The following is a 16179-nucleotide window of genomic DNA, read 5'->3' on the forward strand; positions in this document are numbered from 1 at the left end:
CTCTATCCCGCCCTCAACCTCTTTAAAGATACTCGCGATTTCTATATTTTTTACGCTTAAATTTCGCTCGTATGCCTTGACGTCGCGCGATTTTAGCTTCTCTTGCAAAAAGGCGAATTCATACTCGATCTGCCCGCGAGAGACGGCTATTTTGGCTAAATTTCGCTCGTCAAATTCGCCTACTTTTGCCGCGTCAAATTTATACTCGCGAGCGCAGGCGTGCGCATAAACCTCCGCCAGATACGCGTTTATCGCCTCACGTGCGTTTTCATGCGCGTAAAAGCGGTCAAGCTGCGGGTGATTTTTATAGCCTTTAGTAAGCCCAGCCAGCACGTTTTTAGCTAGCAGTGCCTCGCGCCAAAGTGCGACTAACCCCTTTGCATCGAGATATTTAAGGCTTATCGTCCAAAGCCTCATTTGTGCCTTTCATTAAATTTATTGCGGTTTTTGCTAACCAAATTTGGCGCGGTTAAGCCCGCAAATCATCAAATTTTTACCGCAAATTTGATCCGCTTCAAACTTCTCAAAGTTTTTATTTTTTCTTCGCCTTTTTTGCCGCGTTTTTCATGGTTTCCAGCTCCTCGGCTAAAAATTTACCCGTGTAGCTACCCGTTTTTGCGTGATTTTTAGCGACCTCTTTTACGCTGCCCTGCGCGATGATTTTACCGCCCTTTGCACCGCCTTCTGGCCCCATATCGACGATGTAGTCGCAGTTTTTGATGACGTCCATATTGTGCTCAATGACAAAGACCGAGTTGCCAAGATCGACCAGGTGATGCAGCACGCGCACGAGCCTATCGACGTCGGCAAAATGCAGCCCAGTAGTCGGCTCGTCGAGGATATAGAGCGTATTTCCCGTGTCCGAGCGGCTGAGCTCTTTTGCCAGCTTCACCCTCTGTGCCTCGCCGCCGCTTAGCGTCACGGCGTTTTGACCTAGCGTTATGTAGCCTAGACCCACGTCTTGCAGCGTCGTTAGTTTGCTAGCGATTTTAGGCACGGATTTAAAAAACTCCACCGCCTCGTCGATGCTCATATTTAGCACGTCGGCGATACTTTTGCCTTTGTAGAGGATTTCTAGCGTCTGCGCGTTGTAGCGGGTGCCGCCGCACGAGTCGCAAACGACGTTTACGTCGGGCAAAAAGTGCATCTCGATCGTGATCTCGCCCTCGCCTTGGCACTTTTCGCAGCGTCCACCCTTGACGTTAAAGCTAAACCTGCCGATTTTATAGCCTCGCAGTTTGGCTTCTTTAGTCTGCGCAAAAAGCCCTCTGATCTCGTCCATCACGCCCGTGTAGGTGGCTGGATTACTGCGCGGAGTGCGGCCGATCGGGCTTTGATCGAGGTAGATCACTTTGTCTAGATTTTCTAGTCCGCTCAAATTTACCCCAGCGACCTTTTTTACCTTTTTGGCGCGGTTTAGCTGCTCCTGTGCCTCGGGCAAAAGGGTTTGCAGCACGAGCGAGCTTTTACCCGAGCCAGAAACTCCCGTGATACCGACTAAATTTCGCAGCGGAAAGCGAGCGCTTAAATTTGAGATATTATTGATATTTACGTTTGAGATCTCAAGCCACGTGTCGCTTTTGCGGTTTTTTTGGTAGTCGATTTCCTTTTCGCCGTTTATGTAAAGCGCGGTTTGCGTACTTGAGCTTAGCAGGCTTTTCACGTCGCCGGCAAAAACTATCTGCCCGCCGAATTTCCCCGCTCCGGGCCCGATATCCACGACGTAGTCGGCCTCCTCGATCGTCTTTTTATCGTGCTCGACGACGATCACGGAGTTGCCTTTGGCTTGCAAATTTCGCAGGGTTTTGATGAGCTTTAGCGTATCGCGCTCGTGCAGACCGATGCTAGGCTCGTCTAGCACGTACATCACGCCGCTAAGGCCCGATCCGATCTGGCTGGCGATCCTGATACGCTGCGCTTCGCCGCCGCTGATCGTGCGCGCGTCGCGTCCGAGCGATAGATAGCCAAGCCCCACGTCGTAGAGAAAAAACAGCCTCTCGTTTATCTCCTTAAATATCGGCTTTGCGATCGTTTTATCGTATTCGCTAAGGTAGCTAAAATTTGACTCGTCTGAGAAAAACGCGGTGCAGTTTTCGATACTCATATCTAAAATTTCGCCGATACCGCGCCCTGCGACCTTGACGGCTAGGCTTTGAGGCTTTAGCCTGTGTCCGCCGCAGTCGTCGCAGACCTTTTCGCTCATGTATTCGTCAAAATCCTTGTAGTCTTTTAGCAGTCCGTGCGTGATTTTTAGCGCGCCTTCAAATTTGCGCAGCAGCTTGTTTTTCTTCCAGAAAAACTCGACCTCTTTTACGTTGCCGTAGAGCACGAGGCGCTTTTCATCCTCGCTAAGCTCGCAGTAAGGGCGCTTGACGTCGATGCCGTTTTGCTCGCAAAAAGCTAGTAAAAATTTATAATAATAACTCATGTTGTAGCCGTAAAGCAGCTTTATCGCGCCGCCTTCGATGCTTTTTTCCTCGTCGATCACTTTGGTTAGATCCAGGCTATATCTGATACCAAGGCCGTCGCACCTCTCGCACGCGCCTTTTGGGGAGTTGAAGCTAAAGCTAAGCGGCTCAAGCGGCGTAAATGAAATTTTACAATCAAAGCACGCCGAGTGCTCGCTGTAGTGGATGAAACTCTCTTTTAGCCCGAGTTCTTCGGCATTTGCGATCTCGATCTCGACCTCGCCGTAGCTCTCGCCGAGCGCTTTTTCTACGTCTTGGGCTAGGCGCTGCGCGTTATCGGCGTCTATAACGATGCGGTCTACGATGAGCTTTATCGTGTGTTTTTTGGTTTTAGCTAGCTCGATCTCCTCGTCTAATCTCACCTGCACGCCGTCTATCTGAGCTCTCACGTAGCCTTTGCCGCGTAAATTTTCGATCAGGTCCGCCCACGTGCCCTTTTTCTCGCGCACTAGCGGAGCGTAGATGACGACTTTGGCGCCCTGGGGCAACTTTTGGATCTCGTTTATGATGTCGCTAGCCGACATTTTAGAGATCGGTTTGCCGCACTTGTGGCAGTGCTGGATACCGATACGAGCATAAAGAAGGCGCAGATAGTCATAAATTTCCGTTATCGTGCCCACAGTCGATCGCGGGTTTTTGGACGTGGTTTTTTGATCTATCGCGATGGCGGGCGTGAGACCTTCGATCTTATCTACGTCGGGCTTGCCTACGCGGTCTAGAAACTGTCTGGCGTAGCTACTAAGGCTCTCCATATATCTGCGCTGCCCCTCGGCGTAAAGCGTGTCAAACGCTAGCGTGCTCTTGCCGCTGCCGCTAAGTCCGGTGAAAACTACGAGCTTGTTTTTTGGGATTTCGAGGTTTAAATTTTTCAGGTTGTGCTCGCGCGCGCCCGTGATTTTTATGGTGTCGTTTGCGTTCATTTTCGCTTCCGTGATTTTAAATTTTTAACCCGTCATTATACCCAAAATCGCTTTAACTAAAATCGTTGTTACTTTTATCAACACTTTAGTAAAAAATCAATTTTAAAGTAAAAGAATTTTTTAAGCTATAAGCTTTTTGGATGTATTATAAATTATCCCAAGCATAGGAGTTATCATGGCAAATCCAAACATTCCTATAGACAGAAGAACAAACCGAGTCGAGCTCATCGGGCTGGTGCTAGGCGTTTTGCTAGCGATTTGGGTTTATAAAATTTTCCCCGCAAACGCAGGAGACATCGCCCTAGCGGCGGCCAAGGGCAAAAAGCTGCACGTAGAAGCTATGCCAGTCGTCGCCGCGGTAGCCGCGCTGATGGCGGCGTGGTGGATGACCGAGGCCATCGCCCTGCCCGCAACCGCACTGGTACCGATGGTGGCTTTTCCGGTGCTTGGCGTCGATGCGTTTAAGGTTGTCGCGGCGCCGTATGCTTCGGACACGATCTATCTTTTTATGGGCGGCTTTGTGCTAGCCCTTGCTATGCAAAGGTGGAATCTGCACACCAGAATCGCCCTTGCTATCGTGCTTTTAGTAGGCACGAGCCCGAGACGGCTGGTGGCGGGGTTTATGGTGGCGACGGGGTTTTTATCCATGTGGGTGAGCAACACCGCAACCGCGATAATGATGCTACCTGTGGGCCTTAGCGTACTACACCTAGTCGGGCGCCTAACGACACAGAAGTGGACGTTTACGGCGATCGAGGACGTGGCAAATTTGGACGAAATTTCACGCAAAGGCGTGCAAGGCGGCTTTATGAATACGGTATTTCACAAAGGCCGCGACATCGCAAAAGAGATAAAAGAAAAAACGAGCACTTTTAGCTCAAATTTCGGTATCTCGCTGATGCTAGGCATCGCCTACGCCGCCTCGATCGGCTCAGTGGGCACCATTATCGGCACTCCGCCAAACGCTCTGTTAGTCGCATACATGAAAAACGAATTTGGCATCGAGATCGGCTTTTTTGAGTGGATGTTAGTCGGCGTACCGCTTAGCGTCGTTATGCTTGCGGCGTGCTGGTTTTTGCTCACCTACGTACTCTTTAAGCCAGAAATCGGCGAGATACCAAACGGCAAAAAAGTGATCCAAGACGAGCTAGATAAACTAGGACCCATAACCACGCCAGAAAAGCTTGTCGGAGTCATCTTTATAGCAGCGGCTACATGCTGGATATCGTTAGGTTTTATCCTAAAGTCTTTTGACGTAAAAATCGCCAGCCTAGACGCCATAATCGCCATGAGTACGGCGATTTTGCTATTTATCGTGCCCGCAAACAAAAGCGGCGAGCGTCTCATCGACTGGGACAGCGCCAAAAAGCTGCCGTGGGATATCCTCATACTCTTTGGCGGCGGTTTGTCGCTATCAGCGCAGTTTAGCAGTAGTGGGCTGTCGCTTTGGATCGGACATCAGGTCTCGGCACTCGGCACACTGCCTATCGCGGCAATCATCATGGCCGTCGTAACGCTCGTCATTTTCCTCACCGAGATCACGTCAAACACCGCTACCGCAGCGGCCTTTTTGCCCGTCATCGCAGGCGTTAGCGCGGGGCTTGGCTATACCGGCGCAAACGTGATGCTATTTACGATCCCGGTCGCTATGGCGGCTACGTTTGCATTTATGCTGCCCGTCGCCACGCCGCCAAACGCCATCGCATACGGCTCTGGCTACGTAAAAATCAGCTCGATGATAAAGGCCGGAATCTGGCTAAATATCATCGGTATTTTTCTCATCACGGCGACCGTCGTCTTTATCGCTTCGGCCGTTTTCGGACTTAAATTTTAATCAAATTCGGGCTGTTGCGACCGCCCGAATTTACCCTTATTTAATAGGCGTTGCTGTATCATCGTAAAAATATTTTAACCTAAGGCTACAAAATGAACAACATCCAAAAATCCTACGACGAGCTTCCATATATCTCGGCTGCCTTCCCCGGCACTTCGCCTGCGCGGCTTGAGGCTTTGGCTTCGTTTTTATCGCTAACTCCGCCGCCGTCCAAAACAGCTAAAGTGCTAGAAATCGGTTGCAGCTACGGCGGAAATTTATTTCCTTTTGCTATCGCAAATCCGCAGGCAAAGGTACTAGGCATAGACCTAAGCGAAGTGCAGATAAATAAAGCCAAAGAGCTAGCCGCACAAATGCGCGTGGATAATATCGAATTTAAAGCAAAAGATATCTGCGATTTTACGGATGCGGACGTGAGAGATTACGGCAAATTTGACTACATCATCTGCCACGGCGTTTATAGTTGGGTGCCCGATATGGTAAAGGACGCGATCCTAAAAACCATCAAGCGATTTTTGAGCCCAAACGGCGTGGCGTACGTGAGCTACAACGTCTACCCGGGCTGGAAGATCAAAGATACGATCAGGGATTGTCTGATTTTTGGCACCAAGGATATAAAAGGAGAAGCTGCAAAAGTAGCCAAAGCAAGGGAACTTTTAAAGGTGCTTGGAGAATACGCCAAATTTTGCCAAAAAGACGGTAATGCGAGTCAAATTTTCGTAAATTTCGAAAGTCTGAAATTTCATATTGATTATATTCTAACGATGAACGACTCATACATAGCGCACGAGTATTTGGAGGCTTTTAATAATCCGATTTATTTTAAAGATTTTGCGGACAGTTTAGAAAAAAACGATCTCGCCTATCTTGCCGAGGTCGGGCTTGAGGACGTTTTTCAGTCAAATTTGGGACTGGAAGAGTTTGACTCGTATATAGACGCAAATTTCAGCTCGCGTATCGAAAAAGAGCAGATGCTTGATTTTTTAACCAATAATATTTTCAGACGCAGTATGATAGTGCACAAAGAGCTCGTTCCAAACGACTTTAGCGTAAATATCGGCGTGGACGAACTTTGCAAGCTGCATATATCGGCAGACTTTAGCAAAACGAAAAACGGCTACCTAAACATCAAAAATATCGCGATGAAGCCTGAGTACGACTGGCTTTATCAAGTCTTTAACGACGTATGCCCAGCAAGCGTAAATTTCGCCGATGTCGCAGCGCTTTTAAAAGATGACGAAAACGCCGTAAAATCGGCATACTTCGGCTTTATGGAAATTTTAGCCGTAGACTGCGCCAAGCTAACGACCTACGAGCGTCCGAAAATTGCTTATGAAGTTGGCAAGAGTCGCCTAAAAGAGCGAGCGCGTGGGTATTTTGAGTATTTCAGCGCCGCAGACGAACCCGTGATAAAGATCGCCGACGAACTAAACGTACCGGCAAATTTTTCACAGTTTGACGCATTTATCGCGCTTAAATTTAACGGCGAAAACTCGCTCGAAAATATCGTAAAACAAACGGTAAAATTTGCACGCGAAAGGAATCTGGAGTTTACCGGCAAAAACAGTGAAACGATAAAAACCGTCAGCAAAAACGAATACCAAAAGGCGGCCGAAGAGTACGTAAAGGATCTCGAGCTAAAACTAAGCGACGGCGGATTTTTAGAAAATTTCTGATTTTTCTTGGGAGCGAGTGCGATAAATTTAGCTCGCTCCCATGCTTTCCATAAATTTAACCATATTGTCTTAAATTTGCAAGGCGCATTTCGACTACTAAATTTGACAATTTTGTTTAAACGGATGCGGTCAAATTTAAGCAAAAAGCTTATTTATCATTATAATTAACGTCGTACAGATGAGCGCAAGTAAACATCTTTTTTGGACGGTGCGGTCGATCTTTTGCGCCAAGGCTACGCCAAATCTCACACTTATAAGCGAGCCGATACCGACTAAAACGCCGACCTCGTACTGCACGAGCCCTTGCGAGGCGAGGCTGATAAAGCCCGAAATCGACGAAAATATCACAAAAAACAGTCCCGTGCTGATCGCCTTTTTTATGTCGTAGTTTAAGAAATTTATCAAAACCGGCATGATTATGACCGAGCCGCCGATACCCACGCTAATCGCTACTATACCAACAAAAAGCCCGACGAAAAAAAGCGGAACGAGAGAGGGATTGTGCGCGCCTTTTGGCTCAGGATTTTTAAAAAACAGCTTAATAACGTTAAAAGTTTGAATGCAGATAAGCGTAAGAAGCAAAAATTTAGATGGTACGCTCGCCACTATAAATCCGCTCGCGCTCGCCCCGCAAAAGCCGCCGATACCTAGCACCAAAGCAGGCTTTAGATCGACGTTTTTGTTTTTTATATTTAAAAGCGAGCCGTAAACAGAGCTAAACACCATCTGAAGGACGCTCACGCCGATTGCGTATTTGACGTCAAAGCCCAAAAATACGAGTATCGGCACGGCCGCCGCGCCGCCTCCGATGCCCAAAAAACCAGACAAAAAGCCGACAAAAAGTCCCAAACACACGTAGCCGATCGATGCAACCGATAAAATTTCCATAATCTCGCCTTAAAGTAAAATCCGATTTTAGCCGTTTTTGGGTAAAATTAATTTTAAAATTTAAAAAAGGAAAATTATTGAAAAGATTGTTTTTGATGATTTTTGCGGGGTTAAATTTGGCCTTTGCCGGCGTCACGGCAGGTCAAAGCGAGCTAGAGCTAGAAGCCGCGGTTAAGAGATTTCAAAGACTGCTTGATATGAAGGATATTAGCGAATTTGCCGTAGTGCCTCATCACGTTTTCGCCGCGCAAACGGGAGTAAATTTGACGCCGTCGGTCACTGTGATTTTCGGCGCGCCGGGCGTACTTGCGCCGTTAATAGAGTGCGAGCCAAGCCTCGCGCTGGAGCTTCCGTTTAAGTTTTTATTTCAAAAAAGAGAGGGCAAAACGGTCGTGAGCTTTGAGGATATAAAAAGCATCGCGGCCAGATACGGCGTTTCGGGTTGCCCCGCCCTAGACGCGGCGCAAAGGCTAGAGCGCGAGCTTTTTGACGCCGCCGTCAAATGAAAATTAAGCTTAATTTTTATATAATCGACGCTCATTAAAGGATGTTTTATGTTACTTTTGAGCCCAGTTTTTTATTACGAAAAGATCCGCGAGAGATTTGCTAACTCCTACCTCGCCGAGGACACGACGCAGACCATAGTCGGCATCGACTGCGAGTACATTAGCAGCGAACAGACCGATTTTGCGGGACTTAAGAGCTATTTTAAAGCTCAAAAATCGGGCGCCCCTTTTGCGGGACTGTTTGGAGTGCTAGGCTACGGCGGGATAAAATATTTTGAAAAGATCCCCGAATTTAACGCGTCCCAGTACGATTTCCCCGACTTTTTCTATGCTAACGCCCGCGCCTACCTGCACTTTGATAAAAATAGCAAAATTTACAGCTTTTACGGCGACCGCGAGCGGTATTATGATTTCCTCGTTAAATTTAGCGCAGACGACGAAGCGGCCGCCAAGGAACAGCGTGCAAAAAGACAGAGCAAATATAAAATTTTAACCGATTTAGACGGCGAAAAAGAGCATTTCCTGAGTATCGCCGAACGCGCCAAAGAGTATCTAAAAAGCGGCGACGTCTTTCAAGTCGTACTAAGCGAACAGCTAAAACTAGCCTCGGATATGGATAGTCTTGACTTTTACCGAGCGCTGAGCGAGGCAAATCCGAGCCCTTATATGTTTCACTTCCCGACCCCGTACGGCGACGTCGCGGGCTCTAGCCCAGAGCTAGTCTGCGAGATCAAAGAGGGCAAAATCTACGTCGCGCCCATAGCCGGCACGCGCGGACGCGGCAGGGACGCGATGGAGGACGCTGCGCTCGAGCGCGAACTGCTAAGCGACGAAAAAGAGCTAGCCGAGCACAAAATGCTCATCGACCTCGCTCGCAACGACATCGGCCGCGTCAGCAAGCCAAAAAGCGTCGCAGTCAAAAACGCCATGCGCATCGTGCGCTACGAGAGCGTGATGCACATAGTCTCCGACGTCTACGGCGCGAAGGCGGACGATCTGGATGCATTTGACGCGGTCGGCAGCATCTTCCCCGCAGGTACGCTCAGCGGCACGCCCAAGATCCGCGCCATGGAGATCATCGCCGAGCTTGAGCCCTATAGGCGCAACGCCTACGGCGGCGGCATCGGATTTTTCCACTTTAACGGCGACGCGCAAATGGCGATTTTAATTAGAAGCGCGATATTTGTGCGTAAATTTGACGGCAAATTTGACGCTAGCGGGCATGACCCGCACCTTGACGGCGCAAACGAGTCAAATTTAAAAAGCGGAGAGCTCGGGGAAAATTTCGCCGAAATTTTCGTGCAGGCGGGAGCCGGCATCGTGATAGATAGCGTTCCCGAATACGAATATAAAGAGATTTGCAAAAAACGCGCCTCGGTGCTAAATGTATTTGCGAAAAATGCAATGGAAATTTGAGAAATTTGACCTGCACGTAGTGCAGCAACCTCTCACGTGCAGTGGGGTTAGAGAGGGCTTGGGAGAGGGTCTGCCTCCGACAGTTACGAGCGCAAAACGCGAAGTAAAGGAAGGCGACGCTCTACTTCACTTTGTTTGTAGCTGCAAGCAGACCGTAAGTAGAACCTCTTCCTCTCCCAAAAATTCAGTTTTACAGAAAGTAAGTTTTTCAAATTTTGATATTTTCAAGATGCGGGTCTCGGTGGGTAAAATTTGCAAATTTGACTTCAAATTTGAAAGTAAAAAGTTAAGACGAAGTATCGTGAGATGATTTTTGGGGTTTTGAAGTTAAAATTTGACGAAGATAAGGCATATAGCCTATCGAGTCAAATTTTAACGAAATCCGCAAAAAGCGCTCGCGAGACAAGCCCCAGCAAGTCAAATTTATCAAAGAATAAAAAACCTTAGGTTATAATCCCCCATTTACAAAGGACTTTCTTGCAGGCAAACGGGCTAAATATCCTCATCGCGCTAGCTTTTATCATCTTTACGTCGCCGTATTTTTCTAAAATTTTACGCATCCCTATCGCGCCGGTGGAGATTATTTTGGGTTCGGTAGCCGGGTATTTGGGCTTTATCGGGCACAACGAGATGTTTAAAATCGTGAGCGAAGTCGGCTTTTTCTACCTCATGTTTTTAGCGGGCACGGAGGTCGATCTCAAGCTATTTTTCACGATAGATAAAAAGATCCTAAAAACGGGCGTCGTCTATCTGGCGATACTCTACCTACTCTCGGCGCTGCTGACGTTTTCGTTTGATCTAAACCGCCTTTTTATCCTCATCATGCCGCTGATGGCCGTGGGTATGATATTTACGCTGTTTAAGGAGTACGGCAAAAACGAGGCGTGGCTAAATATCGGCATGCTCATCGGCTCGATCGGCGAGGTCGTGAGCATCACGCTACTAACCTTCGTCGGCGCGTATATGAAATTTGGCGCGGGTAGCGAGCTGGCGTTTTCGATCATATATTTGAGCGGATTTTTAGCCGCGGCGGTGATCGGGTACAAGACGCTAAACGTGCTGTTTTGGTGGTATCCGCAGCTACGCGTCATCCTGATGCCCCACTACGACAACTCCGAAAAAGACATCCGCCTGTGTATGGCGCTGTTTTTTGGCATCATCGCGCTTATGCTTTATTTAAATTTAGAGATAGCTTTCGGCGCGTTTGTGGCGGGGACCTTTATCGCGACATTTTTCGATCACAAAAAAGACCTTCCGCACAAGCTTGCTAGCTTTGGCTTTGGCTTTTTGGTGCCGACATTTTTCGTGCATATCGGCTCGACGTTTAAGCTTAACGCCTTTATGATAGACGGAGTCGTGCGCGACGCGGCGCTGATAACTGGCGTCATGATAGGCTTTAGGCTAGCGGCTAGCACGGTGTTTTTAAACATCCTAGGGCTAAAAAATACCGTCCTTTTTGCGCTATCACACTCGATGCCGCTAACGCTTCTTATCGCGGTTGCTACCATAGCCTACAAATCAGGTGGTATAAATGAAAATTTTTACTTCTCTTTCATACTAGCGAGCCTAACTCAGGCTATAATAGTAACGATTTGTATCAAAATTCTAATGAGCTACGAAAATAAAAATTTGCAAAAGGAGCCAAAATGAGCGATACGGTTACGTTAACAGACAACAGAAACGGCAAAAGCTACGACTTTCCGATACTGCACGGTACGATGGGGCCCGACGTCATCGATATCTCGACCTTTTTTAGCGATACGGGGATGTTTACGTTTGACCGCGGATATACCTCGACGGCGATGTGCCGCTCTAGCATCACTTATATCGACGGGCTAAAAGGCGAGCTGATGTACCGCGGCTACGATATCGCGTATCTAGCGGAAAACAAAACCTTCATCGACGTGGCGTATCTGCTGCTAAATAAAGAGCTACCGAACAAAAAGCAATACGACGAATTTAAACTCGAGCTCAAAAAGCGCAGTTTCATCCACGAGGGCATGATGAAGCTCTTTGACGCCTTTCCGGATAAGGCGCACCCGATGGCGATCCTGCAGGCGGCAGTAGCGGCGCTCTCGGCCTTTTACTCCGATCACCTAAATATGGACAAGCCGGAGGAGTACCACGAGATGGCGATGCGAATAATCGCCAAAATCCCGACCATCGCGGCGTTTTCTTATAGATTTTCGCGCGGACTGCCGATCATTTATCCAAATTTAGACCGCGGCTTTACGGAAAATTTCCTCTACATGATGAGGAGCTACCCGTACGAGCACGTAAATTTGCGCCCGATCGAGGTCAAGGCGCTAGATACGGTCTTTATGCTGCACGCCGATCACGAGCAAAACGCCTCCACGACGACCGTACGCACGGTAGGCTCGACGCACGCGCACCCGTACGCGTGTATCGCCGCAGGTATCGGAGCGCTATGGGGCTGGGCTCACGGTGGCGCAAACGAAGGCGTCATCCGCCAGCTAGAGCAGATCGGCTCGGTCGAAAACGTCGATAAATACATCGCCCGCGCCAAGGACAAAAACGATCCGTTTAGGCTGATGGGCTTTGGTCACCGCGTGTATAAAAACTTCGATCCGCGCGCCAAGGTGCTAAAATCTATGTGCGACCAGCTGTTTGACGAGATCGGCATAAACACCGAGCTTCTAAAAATCGCCAAAAAGATCGAGGAGATCGCGCTAAACGACGAATATTTCATCTCGCGCAACCTCTACCCGAACGTCGATTTTTACTCGGGACTGATTTTAAAAGCCCTTAGCATACCAAACGATATGTTTGCGGTTATTTTCGTCATCGGCAGGATCCCGGGCTGGATCAGCCAGTGGATAGAGCTAAAAGAACAGGAGAGTATCAAGATAGTCCGTCCAAGACAACTGTACGTGGGCGAGACAAACAGAACGCCGAAATAATTTTAAATTTGGCGGCTTGTCTTTTTCCGCCATACGTCGCCTTAACTATTTAAGTTAAAGTAAAATTTATATTTTCAAAGTGCGGGTCTGGGCAACTCAAATTCGCAAATTTGACTTTAAATTTGAACACAAAACGACAAGGCGAAGTATTTTGAGGTGATTTTTGGGGTTGTGCAGCGAAAATTTTGCGTAGGCTAGACATGTAGTCTGCCGAGCAAAATTTTGGCAAACTCCACAAAAAGCGCTCAAAAGACGAGCCGCTAAAAAAGAAACCAAAATGCAAAATTTAAACGAATTATTAAACCTAGCCAAGCTTGCGGCCATAAAAGCAGGCGACGAGATAATGAAATTTTACGCCCACAAGGGCTTTGACGACGATATTTTAGCAGCTCGTTCGACTTTACCAGAAAGCGCACGCAGCCAAAACAGCCGGGATTTCGAGGTAAATTTAAAAACCGATCATTCGCCCGTGACCTCAGCCGATCTTGCGGCAAACGCTGCCATATTTGAAACGCTAAAAAGCTCGCAAATCCAAATTTGCTCGGAGGAAAAGATTTTGGTCGAGAGCACGAGGACGTTTTGGCTCATCGATCCGCTAGACGGCACGAAGGATTTTATCGAGGGCAGCGGCGAGTTTTGCGTCTGCATCGCGCTCATAGAAGACGGTCGCCCGATTCTTGGCGTCATCTACGTGCCCGTTACCGGCGAAATTTATAGCGCGGCAAAGGGCGGACGAACGCAAAAAGAGCTTTATAAAAACGGCGCGTTTATCCCGCAAACTCTAGCCGCAAAAGAGCATGCACCGCAAACGATAATCAGCGGCAAACGCGGCAAAAACGTAACGGCCGGCAAGCTCGCAAGCGCGCTAAATTTGGACATCGCTCGACTAAGCTCGGCGATCAAATACTGCCGCATCGCCGAAAATCTCGCGGGTGCCTATATGCGCTACTCGCCAAGCTCCATCTGGGACAACGCCGCGGGCGAGATGATCGCTGCGGGCGCGGGCGCAAAGATGATCGATCTAGCGACGCTAAAAGCGCCGATCTACGACGCAGCCTCGCTAAAAAATAACGAGTTTATCGTCATCGCAAAGGATTTTTTAGGCCGCAAGGATGAAATTTTACGAGCGATAAAAGAGCTAAATTTATAAACCAAAAGGCGACTCGCCGCATTTCAAATTTAAACGGCTGAAGTAAGTACATTGTATAGCAACGCCGAATTTAAGACCTGCTAGACGAGAATCGATAAATTTCATTTAAAATTTAGCTAAAATCGTAGTCAAATTTCAAGACCTAAGTCGCCAAACGTTTAAAGGAAACAATTGTTAAAAATCATAAAATCAGTTCTTAGCGTCATTTTCCAGGCTAGAATTTTATTTATCCTTTTTTACTTTTGCGCCTTCGTTACTTTTGCACCCATGGCGTCTATCTTGGGTGCGCAGACGAGCCAAATGACGTTTTCTGCGCTATTTAACCCGCTTATGATACTATCTTGCGCATTGCTTGCCGTTTATATCGGCTTTAGGATCGCAGCATATAAAAATCACGGCATAGATTGCAAAATGGACGCCGTATTTTTCATCGCTTTGAGCTGGATATTTTTTATGCTGTTTTGCTTGGCGGCGTTTTTTGCGACCATTTTATTTTTGGAGGATTTTAGAGGTTTGCCGCCGCGAGAATTTTGCTCGCTACTTTTGGTGATGGCGATTTTTGCAGCATGGCGCACACTTAAGAGCTCGGAATACAAATTAAGCATATTTTACGAGCGAAAAGCCGGCGCAAAAATAAACATAGACAAAATCTTAATTTATTCAGTCTTAGCGTTTGCGGCGATTGTCGCGGTATTTTTTTAGCGAAACGATTTTAGATTCTATAAATTTGGCGCTTTTAACTCATCACGCCAAATTTAGATTTGCCGTGCTTTATGCTCGCCCGCTCGCAACAGCGCCACAAAAAGCTAAATTTGGGGTAATAATCGCCAAATTTGAGCTAAAAAGCAATTTTCGGCCAAAAGCCGAATCTAAATCCTCGTTAGCTCGCTTCTAGGACTAGCCTGCAGATCAAGCCCCGCAAACTCGCCGCGCAGGTACTTTTCACGTCCCGCGCGTGCGACCATCGCGGCGTTATCGGAGCAAAACTCCAGCGGCGCACAGATGAGCTCGCAGCCGTATTTATCGCATAGAGCCTTTAGACGAGAGCGCAAATTTAGATTCGCGCTCGCTCCGCCCACGACGCCGAATCGCTCAAATTTACGCTGGGCAAAGATCTTTTCTAGCTTGTTTAAAATGTGCTTGCAAGCCGTATTTTCAAAGGCAAAGCAGATATCCGCGATCTCCTGTGCGCCCAGATTACCGCTTTCGGCGAGCTTTTCGGTTTCGACGCGAACCTGATTTTTGAGCCCCGAGAAGCTATACGCCGTGCGCGCGTCGCCAAGTAGCGGCACGGTAAATTTAAACCTCTCGTGCCCGCTTTTTGCCGCCTTTTCGACCGCTACGCCGCCGGGGTAGCCGAGCCCCAGCATCTTTGCGACCTTGTCAAAGCTCTCGCCGAAGCTATCGTCCATCGTCGCAGCTAGCACGCTCACGGCCCCGTCCACGCCGATATCTAGCACCATCGTATGCCCGCCGCTAACTAGCAGCACGCCCGCGGGTAGCCGCGCCTCCTGCGACAAAAATAGCGAATAAACGTGCCCGGCGAGGTGATTTACCGCGATCAGCGGCACGCGCAGCGACGAGGCGAGCGCCTTTGCCATCGCGACGCCACCAACTAGGCTCACGGAGAGCCCCGGCTCATTTGTGACGGCGACGGCTTTTACGCGGGGTAGTTCTGCTTTGATCTGCTCCAAAATTTTAGGCAGCGCAGCCGTATGCAAGCGCGCGGCTAGCTCCGGCACCACTCCGCCAAACGCGCAGTGCTCGGCATCTTGCGAGATTTTTTTGTGAAATTTTAGCTCCAGCGTCTCGATGTCTAGTAGTGCTACCGAGCTATCGTCGCAACTGCTTTCTATACCCAAAATCAGCCCGCCAGCACTGCTATTTCGTAAATTTTCGCTCATTTTGTAAATTTTCCTTTTTTAGCGCATTTTACCGCTTTTTGCTTTCGCGGTTATAAATTCGACTCGCTTTTTGGCAATAGCGGCAAAATACACGCGCAAATCGCTTGCCGTAAATTTGCGACGAAACCGAATTTGAATAAATTTGAATCCAAATTTGACGCACCGAGACCAGCACCTTTAAGGTACTAAATTTGGTTTTGTGCATTAGCTTTTTGCGCAAATCAGCCTTTCTTGTTAAGGGGGAAGGGGCTTGAATTACGCTCTGCTTTGCAGTTGCGAGGCAAAGCCGAAGCAAAAGAGCTCCTTTTATATCCGCCTTTCTCTTTTTTAGGGAGAGGAAGGGGTTCTACTTACGAAGCGTCGCCCCTTCCTCTCCCAAACCCTCTCTAACCCCACTGCACGTTCAAGGGGTGCGATAGCGCTTACGCGCCGCACGTTTTTAAATTCACGTTTTCAAGATGCGGGTCTCGGTGAGTAAAAATTTGAAGTTAAATTT

The 16179-nt window shown here is 48.2% G+C and carries 13 protein-coding genes; 9 read left to right on the forward strand and 4 right to left on the reverse strand.

All coding sequences use genetic code 11. From position 1 onward, the window contains the following. Both Q0314_RS01960 and uvrA read right to left on the reverse strand, forming a co-directional pair. On the reverse strand, positions 1–417 hold a 417-nt coding region (locus Q0314_RS01960), incomplete at its 3' end, for a pyrimidine dimer DNA glycosylase/endonuclease V (protein ID WP_298055926.1). A 115-nt stretch (positions 418–532) separates the two neighbouring features. Next, positions 533–3388, reverse strand: coding sequence for an excinuclease ABC subunit UvrA (gene uvrA, locus Q0314_RS01965; RefSeq protein WP_298055928.1), 2856 nt, complete (start codon positions 3386–3388; stop codon positions 533–535). Positions 3389–3563: 175 nt separating this feature from the next. On the opposite strand from uvrA, the gene Q0314_RS01970 reads away from it, so the two are divergent. Next, positions 3564–5222, forward strand: a complete 1659-nt coding sequence (locus Q0314_RS01970) for a DASS family sodium-coupled anion symporter (RefSeq protein ID WP_298055931.1) — start codon at positions 3564–3566, stop codon at positions 5220–5222. Between the two features lie 92 nt (positions 5223–5314). Continuing rightward, on the forward strand, positions 5315–6898 hold the full coding sequence (locus tag Q0314_RS01975; RefSeq protein WP_298055933.1) for a class I SAM-dependent methyltransferase: 1584 nt from the start codon (positions 5315–5317) through the stop codon (positions 6896–6898). Between the two features lie 135 nt (positions 6899–7033). On the opposite strand, the gene Q0314_RS01980 is transcribed toward Q0314_RS01975, so the two are convergent. Then, positions 7034–7786 carry a sulfite exporter TauE/SafE family protein gene (locus Q0314_RS01980; protein ID WP_298055935.1) on the reverse strand — a complete coding sequence of 251 codons (753 nt, stop codon included), beginning with the start codon at positions 7784–7786 and terminating at the stop codon, positions 7034–7036. Between the two features lie 77 nt (positions 7787–7863). Between Q0314_RS01980 and Q0314_RS01985 the strand changes: the two genes are divergently transcribed. From Q0314_RS01985 to Q0314_RS02015, 7 genes are all read left to right on the forward strand, one after another. After that, positions 7864–8292, forward strand: a complete 429-nt coding sequence (locus tag Q0314_RS01985) for a DUF302 domain-containing protein (RefSeq protein ID WP_298055938.1) — start codon at positions 7864–7866, stop codon at positions 8290–8292. Positions 8293–8340: 48 nt separating this feature from the next. Continuing rightward, positions 8341–9708: an anthranilate synthase component I family protein gene (locus Q0314_RS01990; protein WP_298055941.1), complete on the forward strand. Its 1368-nt coding sequence runs from the start codon at positions 8341–8343 to the stop codon at positions 9706–9708. Then, positions 9677–10018: a hypothetical protein gene (locus tag Q0314_RS01995; RefSeq protein WP_039895124.1), complete on the forward strand. Its 342-nt coding sequence runs from the start codon at positions 9677–9679 to the stop codon at positions 10016–10018. Before Q0314_RS01990 ends, Q0314_RS01995 begins: the two co-directional genes overlap by 32 nt. A 167-nt stretch (positions 10019–10185) precedes the next feature. Then, a complete protein-coding gene (locus tag Q0314_RS02000; protein ID WP_298055945.1) occupies positions 10186–11358 on the forward strand; it encodes a cation:proton antiporter in 1173 nt (390 codons plus the stop codon). Then, positions 11355–12629, forward strand: a complete 1275-nt coding sequence (locus Q0314_RS02005; RefSeq protein ID WP_298055947.1) for a citrate synthase — start codon at positions 11355–11357, stop codon at positions 12627–12629. Before Q0314_RS02000 ends, Q0314_RS02005 begins: the two co-directional genes overlap by 4 nt. A 277-nt stretch (positions 12630–12906) precedes the next feature. Beyond that, the gene (locus tag Q0314_RS02010) at positions 12907–13779 is read left to right on the forward strand and encodes a 3'(2'),5'-bisphosphate nucleotidase CysQ (RefSeq protein ID WP_298055950.1); all 873 of its coding nucleotides are present in this window, start codon (positions 12907–12909) and stop codon (positions 13777–13779) included. 171 nt (positions 13780–13950) lie between these two features. Then, positions 13951–14481: a hypothetical protein gene (locus tag Q0314_RS02015; protein WP_298055952.1), complete on the forward strand. Its 531-nt coding sequence runs from the start codon at positions 13951–13953 to the stop codon at positions 14479–14481. 167 nt (positions 14482–14648) lie between these two features. On the opposite strand, the gene tsaD is transcribed toward Q0314_RS02015, so the two are convergent. Beyond that, positions 14649–15647 carry a tRNA (adenosine(37)-N6)-threonylcarbamoyltransferase complex transferase subunit TsaD gene (tsaD, locus tag Q0314_RS02020; RefSeq protein WP_298055954.1) on the reverse strand — a complete coding sequence of 333 codons (999 nt, stop codon included), beginning with the start codon at positions 15645–15647 and terminating at the stop codon, positions 14649–14651. Between the last annotated feature and the right edge of the window lie 532 nt (positions 15648–16179).

Source organism: uncultured Campylobacter sp. (assembly GCF_938040115.1).
Classification (GTDB): domain Bacteria; phylum Campylobacterota; class Campylobacteria; order Campylobacterales; family Campylobacteraceae; genus Campylobacter_A.